General features: G+C 46.3%; 15 protein-coding genes. 11 read left to right on the top strand and 4 right to left on the bottom strand.

The genetic code is table 11. The features are described from left to right. Nucleotides 1-32: 32 nt before the first annotated feature. The 4 genes from EFA47_RS05165 to typA all read right to left on the bottom strand — a co-directional run bounded on the left by EFA47_RS05165 (nt 33) and on the right by typA (nt 4,638). Nucleotides 33-1,160 carry an FkbM family methyltransferase gene (locus EFA47_RS05165; protein WP_122642289.1) on the bottom strand — a complete coding sequence of 376 codons (1,128 nt, stop codon included), beginning with the start codon at nt 1,158-1,160 and terminating at the stop codon, nt 33-35. A 348-nt stretch (nt 1,161-1,508) separates the two neighbouring features. Continuing rightward, a complete protein-coding gene (gene hpf, locus EFA47_RS05170; RefSeq protein ID WP_122642290.1) occupies nt 1,509-2,066 on the bottom strand; it encodes a ribosome hibernation-promoting factor, HPF/YfiA family in 558 nt (185 codons plus the stop codon). A gap of 87 nt (nt 2,067-2,153) precedes the next feature. Further along, nucleotides 2,154-2,765 (bottom strand): transporter, encoded by a 612-nt coding sequence (locus tag EFA47_RS05175; RefSeq protein WP_122642291.1) that lies wholly within the window; start codon nt 2,763-2,765, stop codon nt 2,154-2,156. 46 nt (nt 2,766-2,811) lie between these two features. Beyond that, nucleotides 2,812-4,638: a translational GTPase TypA gene (typA, locus tag EFA47_RS05180; RefSeq protein ID WP_122642292.1), complete on the bottom strand. Its 1,827-nt coding sequence runs from the start codon at nt 4,636-4,638 to the stop codon at nt 2,812-2,814. Nucleotides 4,639-4,963: 325 nt separating this feature from the next. On the opposite strand from typA, the gene EFA47_RS05185 reads away from it, so the two are divergent. The 11 genes from EFA47_RS05185 (at nt 4,964) to secA (ending at nt 18,383) form a co-directional block, all read left to right on the top strand. After that, on the top strand, nt 4,964-5,593 hold the full coding sequence (locus tag EFA47_RS05185; protein WP_122642293.1) for a single-stranded DNA-binding protein: 630 nt from the start codon (nt 4,964-4,966) through the stop codon (nt 5,591-5,593). Between the two features lie 94 nt (nt 5,594-5,687). Continuing rightward, entirely contained in the window at nt 5,688-6,581 is an 894-nt protein-coding gene (dapA, locus tag EFA47_RS05190) for a 4-hydroxy-tetrahydrodipicolinate synthase (protein WP_122642294.1), read from the top strand. Between the two features lie 152 nt (nt 6,582-6,733). Continuing rightward, on the top strand, nt 6,734-7,492 hold the full coding sequence (gene dapB, locus EFA47_RS05195) for a 4-hydroxy-tetrahydrodipicolinate reductase (protein WP_122642295.1): 759 nt from the start codon (nt 6,734-6,736) through the stop codon (nt 7,490-7,492). A gap of 20 nt (nt 7,493-7,512) precedes the next feature. Continuing rightward, the gene (locus EFA47_RS05200) at nt 7,513-9,465 is read left to right on the top strand and encodes a fructose-1,6-bisphosphatase (RefSeq protein ID WP_122642296.1); all 1,953 of its coding nucleotides are present in this window, start codon (nt 7,513-7,515) and stop codon (nt 9,463-9,465) included. Nucleotides 9,466-9,491: 26 nt separating this feature from the next. Next, nucleotides 9,492-10,355 carry a sigma-70 family RNA polymerase sigma factor gene (locus tag EFA47_RS05205; RefSeq protein WP_122642297.1) on the top strand — a complete coding sequence of 288 codons (864 nt, stop codon included), beginning with the start codon at nt 9,492-9,494 and terminating at the stop codon, nt 10,353-10,355. A gap of 112 nt (nt 10,356-10,467) precedes the next feature. Continuing rightward, complete coding sequence (locus EFA47_RS05210; protein WP_122642298.1) at nt 10,468-10,800, top strand: hypothetical protein; 333 nt, start codon at nt 10,468-10,470, stop codon at nt 10,798-10,800. A gap of 216 nt (nt 10,801-11,016) precedes the next feature. Continuing rightward, nucleotides 11,017-12,852, top strand: a complete 1,836-nt coding sequence (gene iorA, locus EFA47_RS05215; protein ID WP_122642299.1) for an indolepyruvate ferredoxin oxidoreductase subunit alpha — start codon at nt 11,017-11,019, stop codon at nt 12,850-12,852. Continuing rightward, nucleotides 12,845-13,435 carry an indolepyruvate oxidoreductase subunit beta gene (locus EFA47_RS05220; RefSeq protein WP_122642300.1) on the top strand — a complete coding sequence of 197 codons (591 nt, stop codon included), beginning with the start codon at nt 12,845-12,847 and terminating at the stop codon, nt 13,433-13,435. The genes iorA and EFA47_RS05220 overlap by 8 nt, the downstream gene beginning before the upstream one ends. Before the next feature lie 12 nt (nt 13,436-13,447). Then, complete coding sequence (locus EFA47_RS05225) at nt 13,448-14,680, top strand: phenylacetate--CoA ligase family protein (RefSeq protein WP_122642301.1); 1,233 nt, start codon at nt 13,448-13,450, stop codon at nt 14,678-14,680. 101 nt (nt 14,681-14,781) lie between these two features. Further along, nucleotides 14,782-15,549, top strand: coding sequence for a phosphoribosylformimino-5-aminoimidazole carboxamide ribotide isomerase (gene hisA / locus EFA47_RS05230; RefSeq protein WP_122642302.1), 768 nt, complete (start codon nt 14,782-14,784; stop codon nt 15,547-15,549). 260 nt (nt 15,550-15,809) lie between these two features. Then, nucleotides 15,810-18,383, top strand: a complete 2,574-nt coding sequence (gene secA / locus EFA47_RS05235; RefSeq protein ID WP_122642303.1) for a preprotein translocase subunit SecA — start codon at nt 15,810-15,812, stop codon at nt 18,381-18,383. Nucleotides 18,384-18,442: the final 59 nt, after the last annotated feature.

The following is an 18,442-nucleotide window of genomic DNA, read 5'->3' on the forward strand; positions in this document are numbered from 1 at the left end:
TTCTGCAGACTGGTATGCCTATGTCCTGCATCCTATACTGCATATAACACTATTTCTAAATAAGCATTACTATAGATCCTTAAGTAGAATTTATAATCTTCTGATAGTTTCATAATATATTTTGGGATATCCATAAGATCACTGGCTTTATGATAAAAGGAAATTGCCATTCTGGGATGTGATTTTCTAATAGTATTAGCAGCCCCTTTTAGCGTTTCTAATTCAAATCCTTCTACATCCAATTTAATAAAAGAAACATCACTATCCTCATTTATAATATCATCAATACAAACTGTCTGCGTTTTTACGTCTCCATCCTCGCATAAATAGGAAGTATCATCTCCATTACTTGCCATATTATAGGACGCTGTTTTATCGGAAAGGCCTGCATGTATTAATTCTACGTTACTCCAATTATTTTCATCCACAATAGACCTGCATATTTCGTAGTTCTTTTCATCTGGTTCAAAACTAATAATTTTTTCGTATCCACTGGGTTCATTCCAATCAATAAATCTCTTTAAACTGTCGCATCGGTAACACCCTCCGTCTATAACGATCTTTTCTTGATTTTTTTGTAAAAAATCATCATAGTACTGGTTTTCTTCATAACACTGTGTATTAGGATAAATATAGGCGGCTATATTATTTTCATTAAATCCCAATGATAGCAATTCAGATTTGATTTCCTCATAATAATCTGTACTTGCGATACATATATAAGCCTCCTCCTTGATTTCTAAAAGCTCTGTGAGGCTCATAATATCAAACTTCTCTGCTTTAGAAGGGTCTTTATCATAAAACCCATACCACGGAATGTCGCTAAGAAATGGCAAATGTAAGTATCCGGGTGTATTTCGTCTCTTTTTTTCAAGTTCAATAAAGTCGGCAACATTTTTTCCTAACCCGTACAGCACTAACTTTTTGCCGTTTTTGAACTGTTCCAGAAGATTTAAGTGCTGCCTGTATACTGGATCCGATTCTATTCCGCAAAGTGAATGGGCCTTTATCAAATAAGAAACGTCCCCAGTCTCATTTAATTTATACAAATTTTCATATATTTCTCTTGATTTTTCATCTACGAATTGAGATAATGGTATGTATGTATGTATGTATGTATGTATGTATGTATGTATGTATGTATGTATGTATGTATCCATTTGTGCGTTCTCCTCTATATTGAAAATTTATGCCAACATTGCGTTGCTGTATTCTTTCTGAGAAGTTTCTGCTAACTCAATGTTGGCATTCAAATATTGTCTGACAAATAATTATTTTCTGTTATTTAACTATAATTTAGTTTTGAGAGAGTTTATTTTCTGTTTCTGAACGTTAAAAGCAGTCTAATCATTCTCCTTTTTTGTTATCCAATACAGCACTCCATGTTATAATACTCCCTTTTCACAGAAGATTGTTTTTTAAGCTTGTGAGTAACCTAAAGGAATAAGAGTATGTTCCGGCATTCTTTGTAGACTAGTCTGATTCAGGCTTAAAAAATGTCTCTATGATTAATCGAACTCAGGCTCTATTAATCCGAAAGAACCATCCTTCCTCTTATAAACAACGTTGACCTCGTCGGTCTCTGCATTACAGAATACGAAGAAAGTATGTCCTACTAAATCCATCTGGATACATGCATCTTCCGGATACATAGGTTTAATGCCAAATCTCTTGGTTCTGACAATACGGATCTCGTCATCTGGCTGAATCTCGTCCTCCGCTTCAAAAAATTCTTTCTTGAAATTACTTCCGGAACCAGAAGCCGTGGGATGGCCCTGGCTTTTTGCAACCAGTTTATTTTTATATTTGCGGAGCTGACGCTCAATCACTTCCTCCACAAGGTCAATAGATACATACATATCAGAGCTTGTCTGTTCGGAGCGGATGATGTTGCCTTTTACTGGAATCGTCACCTCAATCTTTTGTCTTTCTTTCTCCACGCTGAGAGTTACAATGATTTCTGTTTCAGGAGTGAAATACCTTTCGAGTTTCCCCAACTTTTGTTCGATAGTGTCCTTCAGGCCTGGTGTTACGTCGATGTTCTTACCACTAATAATAAAATTCATGCTGATCAACTCCTTTGTTCATATTATAATACATGCCGGATTCCATATCCTGCCTGCATTATGTAAACATTATAGCATGTAAATACTTTATTGTATAGAACGAATCACCTCTATCCGTGTAATTTTCCCATCTGTAATTTTGGCAATACGCAGTCCAAATTTAGGGAAATATGTACAGACGCCAACGCCAATCTCTATTTCATCCTCTTTTAGTTTTTTAAGCAGTACATCCAGCAGTGTCTCGTCGTCCTCGTAGGGGATGTGGACGCGGATAAGCCTGTTTACATGGCGTACTTTCTGGTTGGAACGGAAGATGATTTTTTCGGATTCATCAAAGGCCACAAATAGAAACTTTCTGGTGGCAAATAGTATGGCAATGGCAATCACTCCCAGAAGGCTGTTGACGGGCGATGCATGTTCAATAATCACCTGGCGCGCAATGGCGAACAAAAGAACCTCAAACACTGTTATAGGGGTGTGGAGATAAAGCATCCGTATCATCTCCACACCGATAATCAGGTTAAAACATGCAGTTAAAAGGTCGTCATAGTTGGGATATTTGCTCAAATCTGCCAGATTGCCAAAAGACAATATGAGCTGTACTGTCATGATGATAATGCCGGTGGCAAGAAGACCGGCTATAATAAACTCCAGGGCAGTTGTCAAAGCCTTTAGAAACGCATTTGCATATTTTTTCATGTGTTCTTCTCCTTTTTATAACTGTCCAAAAATAGAGCGCCTGCTCCTATTTTATATTACTCCTTTTGCGCATCCTAGGATCCAGGATCTTTTTGCGGATACGCAAGGTTTCCGGGGTGACTTCCAAAAGCTCGTCTGTATCGATAAAATCAAGAGCCTCCTCCAGGCTGAGCGTGCGGGGAGGAGTAAGCCTTAATGCCTCGTCTGCACTGGAGGAACGGGTATTGGTAAGATGTTTGGTTTTACATACATTTAGTTCGATATCTTCAGCCTTTCCGTTCTGCCCAATGACCATGCCCCCATAGACTTTTTCACCTGGCCCTATAAATAATGTACCACGTTCCTGTGCACTATACAATCCATAAGTCACAGACTCTCCGGTCTCAAAGGCGATCAGGGATCCCTGTTTTCTATATTGGATGTCGCCTTTGTACGGCGCATAGCCTTCAAAGCTTGTATTGAGTATTCCATTGCCCTTGGTGTCAGTAAGGAATTCTCCCCTGTAGCCGATGAGGCCTCGGGCCGGGATAGAGAATTCCAGCCGGGTATAACCGCCGTTGGAGGTTCCCATATTTTGGAGTTCTCCTTTGCGCTGGCTCAGTTTGTCAATGACAGTGCCGGTAAATTCGTCTGGCACATCCACATAAGCTGTCTCTACAGGTTCCAGCCTCTTGCCGTTATCGTCCGTCTTGTAGAGTACCTCAGCCTTGCTGACAGCAAATTCGTACCCTTCCCGCCTCATATTCTCAATGAGGACAGAGAGGTGAAGTTCCCCCCGCCCGGATACTTTGAAGCTATCGGCATTCTCTGTCTCTTCCACCCGCAGGCTTACATCGGTATTTAACTCACGGAACAGACGGTCCCTTAAATGGCGGGAGGTAACGTATTTCCCTTCCTTGCCGGCAAAAGGACTGTCGTTTACAAGAAACTGCATGGAGATAGTAGGCTCGGAGATCTTCTGGAAGGGGATTGCCTCTGGATTTTCAGGGGAGCACAATGTGTCTCCAATTGAGATGCCGGAAATGCCAGAAATAGCCACAATGGACCCGATTTGGGCTTCTTTGACTTCTACCTTGTTTAGTCCGTCAAACTCATATAATTTGCTGATTTTTACTTTCTCCTGCTTTTCAGGGTTGTGGTGGTTGACAAGAACCATCTCCTGGTTGACGGCGATTGTCCCATTGTCCACCTTTCCCACACCAATCCGGCCCACATATTCATTGTAGTCGATTGTACTGATTAAAACCTGGGTGGGCGCTTCTGGGTCCCCCTGGGGCGCCGGAATATAATCTAGGATAGTCTCAAACAGCGGCTGCATATCCCTCTCGTCATCGGTCAGATCCAGCACAGCGATGCCGGACTTGGCGGAGGCGTATACAAAGGGGCAGTCAAGCTGCTCATCTGAGGCGTCCAAATCCATGAACAGTTCCAGTACTTCATCAATGACTTCATCAGGGCGCGCCTCAGGACGGTCAATTTTGTTGATACATACAATGACAGGCAAATCCAGCTCCAGGGCCTTCCTCAGCACGAACTTTGTCTGGGGCATGGCGCCTTCAAAGGCATCCACCACTAGGATGACGCCGTTTACCATTTTAAGGACACGTTCTACCTCTCCGCCGAAATCAGCATGTCCTGGAGTGTCAATAATATTGATCTTGGTGCCTTTATAAAATACAGCCGTATTTTTGGCAAGGATGGTAATCCCACGCTCCCTCTCAATATCATTGGAGTCCATCACCCTCTCGGCAACCTCCTGGTTTTCCCTGAATACACCGCTTTGCTTGAGCAGTTCGTCTACCAGCGTAGTCTTGCCATGGTCGACATGGGCAATAATCGCAATATTTCTAACATCGTCACGTTTAGTTTTCATAACATTCAACACTCTTTTCTACTTATTATAATTGTTAATTTTGTACTCCCGCAGGGCAGCGGGCCAAATGTCTGCGCACATTCTTTTTAATTCTATCATAAAATATTGTGCATGGGAAGGGAGATTTCACAGGCAAAAACCAGGCTGGCCGCCGGCAGGTTCAGCTCTTTTTCAGCACGTATCCCTATATGTCGACAGACCTTTACATGCAGGCTGGGATTCTGTCGAACGATTACAAAGGAATATTGTTCTAATCTGGTTTTTGGGTTCATAGACTTAGTATTGACTTAAAAATACCGTTCAGAGGAAGGGAGAACTACAAATTATGTCAGATAAGATTATTGAAAACAACCAGGTAACAATCATGGGGGAAGTGGCATCCAAATTTATATACAGCCATGAGGTATTCGGGGAAGGGTTTTACATGGTGGATGTGCTTGTAAAGCGGCTGAGCAATTCAGATGACAGGATTCCGCTCATGATTTCAGAGAGGCTGATTGATGTGACCCAGGATTATATGGGAGAATTTATTATGGTTTCCGGACAGTTCCGCTCATATAACCGCCATGAAGAACAGAAAAACCGGCTTGTTTTGTCTGTTTTTGTGCGGGAGGTTGAGTTTATTGACGAGGAGCTGGACGGCGCGAAAACCAACCATATCCTGCTTGAAGGATACATATGCAAGAGGCCGGTGTACAGGAAAACACCACTGGGGCGTGAGATTGCAGATCTTTTGCTGGCCGTAAACAGGCCTTATGGGAAATCAGATTATATCCCCTGTATCTGCTGGGGCCGGAATGCCCGGTATGCATCTGGGTTTGAGGTAGGTGAGCATGTGCAGATTCTGGGACGGATCCAGAGCAGGGATTATGTTAAGAAGTTATCAGAAACGGAGACGGAAACCCGCACGGCATACGAGGTTTCGGTCAGCAAACTGGAGTGTATAGAGGAGTAGGACTGTAAGGCTTCCTTATATTCTGTACGTTGACATCATGTATATTTAATGGTAAACTTTGAAAAAGATGAGCGTTTAGATTAGGAGGATGCATATGTCAATTTTTAAAGGGGCCGGAGTGGCGTTGATTACGCCGTTTCGGGCAGATGGAAGTGTCAATTATGACAAACTGGACGAACTGATTCAGTTCCATTGTGATAATGGTACGGACAGTATAATTATTTGTGGTACAACAGGTGAATCTTCTACTCTGACAGAAGAAGAGCACATGGATTGCATTAAGTTCACAATAGAGCGTACAAAGAAGAGAATACCGGTTATTGCGGGCACTGGCTCTAATTGTACACGTACAGCAGTTGATATGTCAAAAGAGGCTGCGGATATGGGGGCCGATGGGCTGCTCCTTGTGACCCCTTACTATAATAAAGCTACACAGGACGGCCTGGTGGCGCACTATAAGGCCATCGCGGCGGAGGCTAAGGCGCCGATGATTCTTTATAGCGTAAAGAGCAGGACTGGGACGAATATTGAACCTGCCACGGCGGCCCGGCTTGCGGCTGAGGTGGAAAATATTGTGGCTATCAAGGAAGCCTCCGGGGATATTTCCCAGATTGCTAAAATTATGCATCTGACTGATGGGAATATTGATTTATATTCAGGCAATGACGACCAGATAGTACCTCTGCTTTCACTGGGGGGGAAAGGTGTTATCTCTGTATTGTCCAATATAGCCCCCAGGGAGACGCATGACATTTGCGAGAAGTTTTTTACAGGGGATCTGGAAGGAAGCCGTGCGCTGCAGTTAAAAGCGCTGCCTTTGGTGGAGGCCCTGTTCTGTGAGGTGAACCCGATCCCTGTGAAGAAAGCTGTGAATTTGATGGGGATGGAGGCAGGCGGGCTGAGGATGCCTCTTACAGAGATGACAGAGGCGAATGCAGCCAGGCTGGCACAAGCTATGGTAGATTTTGGAATCAAACTTGTCTCATAGATATATAGGATATTTACATGAAATGATTGTGAAAGGGATATCATAAGTTGAGGAATAGGCTCAAATGTGATATCCTTTTTCATATAATGGCTGTTTTCTAAAATAGGGGAAGCAGGCCTGCGAAAGTACATAAGAACCTGGGAGGGACAAAGATGATAAAAGTAATGATGCATGGATGCAACGGGAAAATGGGGCAGATGATTTCAGGCTTGATTCAGACTGAGGATGAGATAGAGATTGCGGCGGGGGTGGACGCATATACCGGCCGTGCTAATGAGTACCCGGTATTTGGGCATATCAGGGACTGCCACCGGGAAGTGGATGTAGTGATTGATTTTTCTAATGCCGGCGCGGTGGATGAAATGCTGGACTACTGTGTAGAGAAGAGGCTGCCTGTGGTTCTATGTACCACAGGGTTATCTGAGGAGCAGCTGGAGCATGTAAGGGAAGCCTCTGAGAAAATCCCGGTTCTTAAATCTGCGAATATGTCTATGGGAATTAACCTTCTTATGAAGCTCTTAAAGGATGTGGCCAAGGTCATGGCGCCTGCTGGGTACGATATAGAGCTTGTAGAGCGCCACCACAACCAAAAATTGGACGCGCCCAGCGGTACGGCGCTGGCATTGGCGGATTCTATGAATGATGCATTGGACAGAGAATATACCTATATATATGACCGCAGCCAGGACAGGAAAAAGCGGGGGCAGAAGGAGATGGGGATTTCGGCTGTCCGGGGAGGGACGATTGTAGGCGAACATGAGGTTATTTTTGCGGGGATCGATGAGGTGATTGAGTTTAAGCATACGGCATACTCCAGAAGTGTGTTCGGCAAGGGCGCAGTGGAGGCGGCTAAGTTCCTTAAAGGAAAACCGGCGGGCATGTATGATATGGGCGATGTGATTCAGTTTTAACCAGCAGGGGGAAGATATCTATGAGAGATCTGGAAACAAAGTATTTGGAAAGGCTTTCTGATTTGTATCCTACGATTGCGGCAGCTTCCACGGAGATTATAAATCTTCAGGCTATTTTGAACCTGCCTAAGGGGACGGAACATTTTCTTACAGATATACATGGAGAATATGAGGCATTTTCCCATGTGCTGAAAAATGGGTCGGGTTCCGTCAGGAGGAAGATCGACGACGTATTTGGCAATACACTTAGTAAACGGGACAAGCAGGCGCTGGCCACACTGATCTACTATCCAAAAGACAAGATGGCGGAAGTTAAGAAAGTTGAGAGCAATATGGAGGACTGGTACAAAATTAACCTGTACCGCCTGATAGAAGTCAGCAAGAGGGTAGCCAGCAAATATACCAGGTCTAAGGTGCGCAAAGCCCTCCCGAAAGATTTCGCCTATGTGATAGAAGAGCTGATAACGGAAAAATCAGATCTCAACGACAAGGAGTCCTATTACAATGAGATCATTATGACCATTATACGGATTGGACGTGCCGAGGAATTTATTGCTGCCATCTCGGAGCTGATCCAGCGCCTTGTGGTGGATCATTTACATATTGTGGGGGATATATATGACAGAGGCCCAGGGCCCCATATTATTATGGATAAGCTGATGACATACCATTCTGTGGACATCCAGTGGGGCAACCACGATGTGCTGTGGATGGGGGCGGCGGCAGGGCAGAGAGGGTGTATCGCAAATGTGATCCGCATCTGTGCCAGGTACGGCAACTTGGATATTTTGGAGGATGGATATGGGATTAACCTGCTGCCTCTGGCCACCTTTGCGCTGCAGACTTATGAAAACGACCCATGTACATGTTTCAGGCTGAAAGGGCCGGAAAAACAGAACAAGGCGGAGATGGAGATGGACCTGAGGATGCACAAGGCCATTTCTATTATCCAATTTAAAGTGGAAGGCCAGATTATCAGGCGGCAGCAGGACTTTCAGCTGGAGGACAGGGCGCTGCTGCACAGGATTAATTATGAAAAGGGGACTATTGCCCTGGAGGGCAGGGAATATGAGCTGTTGGACAAGAATTTCCCTACCATTGACCCCAAGGATCCATATAAGCTCACTGCGGAGGAAGAAGACATTATGGACCGCCTTGAACGGGCATTTCTTGCCTGTGAAAAGCTCCAGGAACATATACGTTTTCTGTTGGCTAAAGGCGGACTGTATAAGGTGTACAATAATAATCTTCTCTATCACGGCTGTATGCCCCTCAATGATGACGGCAGCATGAAGGAAGTCACTCTTTTCGGCCACAAGTTTCGGGGCAGGTCTCTGTACGATGCATTGGACAGGTACCTGAGAAAGGGATTTTTCGCTTTGGATGAAAAAGACCGTGAGAATGGGAAAGATATTATGTGGTATATTTGGCTCAATCCGAATTCCCCTCTCTTTGGCAAAGATAAAATGGCTACATTTGAACGGTATTTTCTGGCTGAGAAGGAGACCCATCAGGAGAAAAAGAACCCTTATTATTTCCTTCTGGAAAAGCGGGATGTGGTTGACCGCATTATGGAAGAATTTGGATTATGCCCGAATGAGGCGCATATTGTGAACGGGCATGTTCCGGTAAAACGAAAAAATGGGGAGAGTCCCATCAAATGTGACGGGAAAGTCCTTGTCATTGACGGAGGGTTTTCCAAAGCGTACCAGAAGGAGACAGGAATTGCAGGCTATACATTAATCTATAATTCGTATGGCCTGCTCTTGGTGGCCCACGAACCCTTTGAGTCAATGGAGGCCGCCATTCAGAATGAAAGTGACATACATTCTGAGTATATGGTGGTAAAACGGGTGCTGGAGAGAAGACTTGTAGGGGATACAGACGTAGGCCGGGAGCTCAAAGAGCAGGTGAGGGATTTGGAACGGCTGCTGGCAGCGTACAGAAGCGGTGACATTATTGAAAAAATATAGACAGAATTGAGAGGCATAGGATTCACATGGATGAATATACAGGAAAGACAGAAGGGCAGCCAGTCATTCCAGACAGCGTGGAGACCACGGAACCCCTTAAAATCTATCTGCAGGAGATCAGCACCATACCTCTGCTAAGTATGGAGGAAGAACGCCTGCTGGGCAGGAAAATAGCAGAGGGGGATGAGGAGGCAAAGAAAAGGCTGGAAGAAGCGAACCTGCGCCTTGTGGTGTCCATTGCAGCCCACTATGCGGGTCGGGGCCTGCAGTTTATGGACTTGATACAGGAAGGGAATATAGGCCTTATGCGGGCAGTTGAAAAGTACGACTATACGAAGGATAACCGTTTTGCTTCCTATGCCTCCTGGTGGATCAAGGAGGCTATGGCCAGGGCCATTGATTTACAGGCTAAGGAGATTCGGGTGCCTGTCCACGTGGCTGAGAGTATGCGCAAGGTGCAAAAAGCGGCAGCCAGGCTGTCCCAGGAACTTGGGAGAGAAGCATCCCCGGAGGAAATTGCACAGAACCTGGGGCAATGGACCGCCGGGGAGGTAGAGCAGATTCAGTCGTTTTTGAAAAATCCGGTCTCCCTGGAGACCCCAGTGGGAGAGGAAAGTGACAGTACTCTGGAGGATTTTATAGAAGATAAAAGGGAGGATACACCGGAGGCTGCTGTAGATTCCCTGATCAGAAAAGAAGAGGTGGGACATCTTTTGGAAACCCTCAACGAAAAGGAACGGCAGGTTATCAGCATGAGGTTTGGCCTTGCTGATGGGAAGCCTCTTACCCTGGAAGATATAGGCCAGAAGTTCCATGTGACCAGGGAGAGGATCCGGCAGATTGAGGAGCGTGCCATGGAAAAGCTCCGGGAGGCTGCAAATAAAGAGTAGGGTAAAGGCTGCCCGCATCATAATGATAAAAAGGAAATTTTTCCCATACATAAACGCAATGAAAGTGTAGATATTACTAATACAAGATCATTTATGGAAAGGGAGAATTACAATGAAAAGAATGAAAAAATTATTATTATTAATGATGTGTGTAGGTGTACTTTGCGGTGTTACAGCTTGTGGCAGAGACAATAATGCCAATAATGCAGCAGATGGCACAACAAAAGACGAGAATATGAATGACGCAACTAACGGAACCAATGACAAAGATGGGGACGGTATTGTTGACGACGCAGTGGATGATGTGACCGATGGAGTGGATAAAGTGACAGACGACCTGACAGATGACAACGCTCCACAGAAGGATAACCTTAATGACAGAAACACAAACAATAAAGATGTCAATGACACTGCTACAGATAAGGATAATACCACTGATAAGTAGTAGTATCGTGAAGGGGTCTGTCCCTATTGCAAAGGGGTCTGACCCTAATGAACACCGAATTCAGAATATTCTCAAAATTTTGAAGGGGGAGTTCATTGGGGCCAGGCCCTTTTGGCATGATTTTGAGGTGGATTTTTCTACTTTAGTGTGATAAAATATCGAATAAAATGCTGCAGGCTTTTTAGGCCTGCCTGCGCAGCAAAAGGAGTACATATTATGTATAGAGAGAGAAAACTCGTGATGGGCAACGAGGCAATCGGCCTCGGGGCAATGCGGGCCGGTGTAAGAATGGTGGCCGGGTATCCGGGAACACCATCTACGGAGATATTGGAGACAATAGCAAAGAATAATGACGGCAGTATCCACGTGGAATGGTCTGTCAATGAAAAGGCGGCAATGGAGGTTGGGGCAGGCGCTGCCTATGCAGGTGCCAGGACATTGGTGACGATGAAACAGGTAGGACTTAATGTGGCTTCTGACCCTTTGATGAGCCTTGCCTATGTGGGCGTGAAAGGCGGCATGGTCATCGTATCCGCTGATGATCCGGGGCCTATATCTTCCCAAACAGAGCAGGACACGAGGCATTTTGCACAGTTCTCTAAATTGCCGGTGTTTGACCCGTCCTCACCCGAAGAGGCATACATGATGATTGCTGAAGCCTTTGAGCTTTCAGAGAAATACCAGACACCTGTACTTTTTAGGCCGACCACGAGAGTCTGTCACGCCTGCGTGAGTATTGAGCTGCAGCCTGCCCTTTGCCTGCCTAAGCCAGAAGGGTTTATAAAGGATACCATGCGCTGGGTGATTTTCCCAAAGATGTCCTATCAGAACCATATAAAAATAGAAGAGAGGAATGAGAAGCTGTCAGAGGTATTTTCTGCGTGGCCCATGAATAAGGTAAGAGGAGGCAGCGGGGAAAAGGGGGTTGTCTCAGGTGGAATCAGCTTTGCTTATGCAAGGGAGGTGATACCAGAGGAAATCCCACTTTTGAAAATCAGTACCCCCCATCCTTTCCCTGAAAGGCTGGCGAAGGAATTTATGGAGGGCCTCAGGGAGGTACTTGTGCTGGAGGAGCTGGATCCGGTGATTGAAAAGGAGCTTCTTAAAATTGCCGGCAAATACCATCTTCAAGTGAAAATACGTGGAAAGCTGACCCATGACACGAAAAATGCAGGAGAAAACAGTGTAGAGAGTATACGTGGTGACTTGGAACGGTTCTTGGGCGATGGCGAGAAAAAAGCACAGGAGGAAGAAGCGGGGACGGGAATACAAGATTCCGGGGAAGAGGCTTTCCCGGCGCTGCCGGTACGTCCGCCTGTTTTATGTGCCGGGTGCCCCCACAGGGCATCTTTCTACGCAGTTAAGAGGGCCATGGGTGGGAAAAAGGCAGTTTTCTGCGGAGATATTGGCTGCTATACACTGGGGAATGCAAAACCATTAGACATGGTGGATACTTGCCTTTGTATGGGGGCAGATGTGACTATTTCCCAGGGATTACATATTATAGAGCCTGATGCGGTCCATTTTGCATTTATAGGAGATTCTACTTTCTTTGCGTCAGGGATAACCGGTGTAATAAATGCAGTGTACAACCAGACAGATATTGTGCTGGCAGTGTTAGATAATTCCACGACTGCAATGACTGGGCACCAGCCCCACCCTGGTACGGGGATTACAATGATGAAAGAAGTGTCGGCGAGAATCAGTATAGAGAATGTACTTAGAGGAATTGGAGTGGCTGCAGTGGAGACCGTCGACCCGCTGAAGCTTTGGGACGCAGTGGCTGCTGTGAAAAGGGCGGCGGAGATGAAAGGTGTGCGGGCGGTGGTCTTTAGGTCGCCCTGTATTGCTGTGGAGAAGCCGGGGAATCCGTATCAGATCTCCCAGAGTGACTGTACAAAGTGCAAAGTATGTATCAGTCAGCTGGGGTGTCCGGCTATTTCAGTTATAGATGGCAAGGTGCAGATAGAACAGGCCCTGTGCTATGGATGTGGACTGTGCAGCCAGGTCTGCCCGTCTAAAGCGATTCGGGAGGTGGAGGATCATGAATAAAAATTGTCTGCTATGTGGCGTCGGGGGGCAGGGAGTGGTTCTGGCCTCTAAGCTGATTGCCTTTGCTGCCATGGAACAGGGAAAGTTTGTCAGGACAACGGAGACAATTGGCATGGCCCAGCGGGGAGGTTCTGTGGTAAGCCATGTCAGAATAGGTGAAGAAGTACATTCACCCTTAATCCCCCTGAAAAAGGCAGATCTGATCCTGGCTTTTGAGCCCGCCGAGGCGGTGAGATGCCTGCCATATTTGAATGCCGGGGGGACTGTAATTGTGAGTAGCAAAGCAATTCTTCCAGTGACATCTTCGCTGGGGGACGGTATATATGAAGGGACTGAGATGCTGGCGTATCTGGAAAAGAATATCCCCCGCCTGGCTGTCCTGGATGGGGAGTCCATTCTAAGCCAGGCGGGTTCTTCCAAAGTCCTTAATGTGGCGCTTTTAGGGGCCGCTGCCGCCAGTGGTGTGCTGGACATCACTTTGGATGAGATGGAGATGGCCATAGAAAAGAATGTGAAGGAAAAATTCCTGGAAATAAACAAGAAGGCATTAGTACTTGGAAAAGCGGCATTTGAACGGGCATAAGGAGAGAATGACATGAAAATGACAGAACTACAGCTGGAATTAGTTAAGGAAAACTTGAAACAGCTGACAGCTAAAGATTGTTTCTATAAAGAAAAACTGAAAGGAATAGATATTTCGTCAATACAAAGCCAGGAAGATTTTGAGACACTTCCTTTTACATGGAAAGGAGACTTAAGAGAGGCTTATCCTTTGGGGCTTCAGGCTGTCCCAGACGAGGAAATCGTAAGGATCCATTCTTCTTCAGGCACCACCGGGACGCCGGTGATCATCCCTTATACAAAAAAGGATGTGGAGGACTGGGCGAAAATGTTTGCGCGCTGTTATGAAATGGCAGGGATTACGGCCTTGGACAGAATACATATAACACCTGGATATGGTTTGTGGACGGCCGGTATCGGTTTCCAGGCAGGGGCAGAATACCTGGGAGCCATGACAATCCCTATGGGGCCGGGCAATACAGATAAACAGCTCCGCATGATGCAGGATATGAAATCTACTGTTTTGTGCGCCACATCCTCCTATGCCCTGCTTTTGGCAGAAGAAATTGCCAAACGGGGGATCACCCATAAAATATATCTAAGGAAAGGCGTTATTGGGTCAGAGCGGTGGGGAGAAAAAATGAGAAAGCGGATTGCCGCAGAGCTGGGAGTACAGCTTTACGATATTTACGGACTGACGGAAGTGTATGGGCCCGGTATTGCTATGAGCTGTGAATATGAATGCGGGATGCATTATTGGGATGATTACTTGTATTTTGAGATTGTGGATCCGAAAACAGGAAAAAATGTCCCTGACGGGGAAATAGGCGAACTTGTCATTACAACTCTCAGAAAGCAGGGGGCGCCGCTGATACGCTATAGAACTCATGACCTGACCCGTTTTCTGCCGGGAGAATGCAAGTGCGGATCAAAATTCCCGAGAATAGATACGCTTATAGGCAGGACAGACGACATGGTAAAGGTAAAGGGCGTCAATATTTTTCCGAGCCAGATAGAGGAGATGTTAAAAGACGTACCTGAGGCCTCCAGTGAATATCAGTTTATGCTGGATCATATGAATGGGAAGGACGTATGCACCCTGTTCGTTGAGATTAATAAAAATATAGAGAAAAAACAGGCAGAGGACGCAGTGAAAAAAGCATTCAAGGAAAAAATAGGTATTCTGGTGAATGTAAAGCCAGTTTCAATCGGGGACCTGCCCCGGAGTGAGAAGAAATCCACGAGGATATTCGATAATAGATATTAAAAAGTAAAACAATTCTGACAATGGATAACAAAGGGGACAGTCCCTTTTGCAAAAGGGACTGTCCCCTTTGAACCATCGAACCATCAGACAGGGGGAAAACTATGAAGTTCAGGCCATGTATTGATATTCATAATGGACAAGTAAAGCAGATTGTGGGCGGCACACTGCGGGATCAGGGGGATCAGGCTGTTACGAATTTTGCGTCACAGCTGGACGCGGCCTGGTATGCCAAGCTGTACAGGCGTGATGGACTGAAAGGAGGGCACATTATTCTCCTGAATGGGGTGGATTCTGTGTACTACGGGGAAACGAGGAGGCAGGCGCTTTTGGCCCTGAAGGCATACCCTGGGGGTATGCAGGTAGGAGGGGGCATTACGGCTGAGAATGGGGCCGCATATCTGGAAGCCGGCGCCAGCCATGTGATCGTCACCTCCTATGTGTTCCAGGATGGGAAATTTCACAGGGGAAATCTGGAGCGGCTGAAGGCTGCTGTTGGGAAGGAACGTATTGTACTGGACTTAAGCTGCCGTAAAAAGGAGGGGACATACTTTATAGTAACCAACCGGTGGCAGACATTTACAGATGTGGCCCTTACGCAGGATACATTGGATTTCCTGTCTGGCTACTGTGATGAGTTTCTCATCCACGGCGTGGATGTGGAGGGCACCTCGGCGGGGGCAGAAGCGGATTTGGTGCGTATGCTGGGCAGTTGGAGGGGGATGCCAGTGACCTACGCAGGGGGGATAGGGAGCATGGAGGAATTGAGACGCTTTCAGGAGCTGAGCGGGGGCGGCCTGGACTTTACAGTCGGCAGCGCTTTGGACCTATTTGGCGGGGATCTTCCCTATGACAAGATTTCCAGGCTGTAACAGGATAATGCATGGAAAGAACCGCCGGCATTGTGTCCTGGCAGTCATCCTGTGTTCACGTCCCATTTTTGGATTCAGGCTATGAATTGGTTGAATTCGCCAGGATATAGTGTTAAAATGTAGCGTAGAGTGTGTTTGATCATTCATACATCTGTCTGCTTTACTTAAAGGAAGCCTGCTGTGGAATGTACTTATACCTGACAGCTATATGAATGGTCAAATACACATTACAATATGAGACAAGGAGTTAATTGCGGATTATGGGTTTTATAGAGAAGATTTTCGGTACCCACAGTGAAAATGAATTAAAGCGTATTTACCCGATTGTAGACCGGATAGAGGCATTGGAGCCTGAAATGGAGGCATTGTCCGATGCAGAGCTAAAAGATAAGACGAGAGAATTTAAAAAGCGTATTCAGGAGGGGGAGACCTCTGACGATATTCTGCCTGAAGCATACGCAGTCGTGAGGGAGGCGGCTAGGAGGAGCCTGGGGATGCGGCATTACCGGGTACAGCTTATCGGTGGGATTGTGCTCCACCAGGGCCGTATTTCTGAAATGAAAACCGGTGAAGGCAAGACGCTGGTTTCCACCCTTCCTGCCTATTTGAATGCATTAGAAGGCAAGGGCGTCCACATTGTAACAGTCAATGACTACCTGGCAAAGCGTGATGCTGAGTGGATGGGGAAGGTCCATGAATTTCTTGGCCTGACTGTGGGGGTAGTCCTTAACTCTATGGATAATGACGAGCGCCGTGAGGCATATAACTGCGATATCACCTATGTGACCAATAATGAGCTGGGTTTTGATTATCTGCGTGACAATATGGTGATATATAAAGAGCAGCTTGTGCAGAGGGGACTTCACTTTGCAATTATTGATGAGGTTGACTCTGTATTAATCGACGAGGCCAGGACTCCTCTGATTATTTCGGGGCAGAGCAACAAATCTACTAAACTATACGAGGCATGTGACATCCTGGCAAGGCAGCTGGAGCGCGGCGAGGCCAGCGGTGAATTCTCCAAGATGAATGCCATTATGGGAGAGGACATTGAGGAGACAGGTGACTTTATTGTCAATGAGAAAGAGAAGAATGTCAACCTGACTGAGGATGGCGTGAAGAAGGTTGAGAAGTTTTTCCATATCCAGAACCTTGCAGACCCAGATAATCTGGAGATCCAGCATAATATTATTCTTGCACTGCGCGCCCACAACCTGATGTTCCGTGACCAGGATTATGTAGTGACGCCTGAAGGGGAAGTCATGATCGTGGATGAGTTCACGGGCCGTATTATGCCTGGCCGCCGGTATTCAGACGGCCTGCACCAGGCCATAGAGGCGAAGGAACATGTGAAGGTGAAGAGGGAGAGCAAGACACTTGCCACCATTACTTTCCAGAATTTATTTAATAAATTTGAGAAAAAAAGCGGCATGACAGGTACCGCCTTGACAGAGGAGAAAGAGTTCCGTGATATTTACGGGATGGATGTTATTGAAATCCCAACCAATGAGCCGGTGAAAAGGGTAGACTTGGAGGACGCTGTCTACAAGACACAGAGAGAGAAGTTCCTGGCTGTCGTTGAGGAGGTAAAGAAAGCACACGCTGCAGGACAGCCTGTGCTGGTGGGAACTATAACGATTGAGATTTCTGAACTCCTCAGCAAAATGCTGAAGAAGGAAGGGATCCAGCATAAAGTCCTCAATGCCAAGTACCATGAGTTGGAGGCGGAGATTGTGGCTGATGCCGGCGTACACGGGGCAGTCACAATTGCAACAAACATGGCCGGCCGTGGTACCGATATCAAGCTGGATGAGGAAGCGAGGGCAGCAGGGGGCCTGAAAATTATCGGAACAGAGCGGCATGAGTCCAGGCGTATAGACAATCAGCTGCGGGGGCGTTCCGGCCGTCAGGGAGATCCGGGAGAATCCCGCTTCTATATTTCACTGGAAGATGATTTAATGCGTCTCTTTGGTTCAGAGAAACTGATGAGTATTTTTACCACTCTGGGCGTTGAGGACGGGGAGCAGATTGAACATAAGATGCTTTCCAATGCCATCGAAAAAGCACAGAAGAAGATTGAGAGCAATAACTTTGGCATCCGTAAGAATCTGCTGGAATATGACCAGGTTATGAATGAGCAGAGAGAGATTATTTATGGAGAGAGGCGCCGGGTCCTCGATGGCGAGAGTATGCGGGATACAATCTACAATATGATAACGGAGTATGTGGAGAACACGACGGACAGGTTTGTATCACCGGACGTTGAGGCTGAGGAGTGGGATCTTGCAGGACTGGACGTAACACTGCATGCCGTGATACCACAGCTTTCCCTTCCATCGGCCAAAGAAGCAGAAGGCATGATGCAGAAAGAGCTGAAGCATCATTTAAAAGAAAAGGCCGTGAAGGCCTACGAGGCAAAAGAGGCAGAGTTTCCAGAGGCTGAACACCTGCGGGAGATTGAGCGCGTTGTTCTTCTGAAGGTCATCGACGGACGGTGGATGGATCATATTGACGATATGGACCAGCTGCGCCAGGGTATTGGACTGCAGGCATATGGGCAGAGAGATCCCCTTGTGGAATATAAGATGATGGGATATGATATGTTTGGAGAAATGACGAATGCCATAGCCGAGACTACAATACGGACGCTTTTCCATATCCGCATTGAGCAGAAAGTGGAGAGAGAGCAGGTTGCCCAGGTGACAAGTACCAATAAGGACGAAAGTGCACTGCGGGCCCCGAAAAAACGGGAGGATAAGAAGGTCTATCCAAACGACCCCTGTCCCTGTGGGAGTGGTAAGAAATACAAGCAGTGCTGCGGGCGTAATAAATAACAGATGCAGAGGACTGCCGCAAAATGTAAATATTCAGCAAGATATGGCTTGGTTTTCAG

This window comes from Luxibacter massiliensis (assembly GCF_900604355.1).
Taxonomy (GTDB): domain Bacteria; phylum Bacillota; class Clostridia; order Lachnospirales; family Lachnospiraceae; genus Luxibacter; species Luxibacter massiliensis.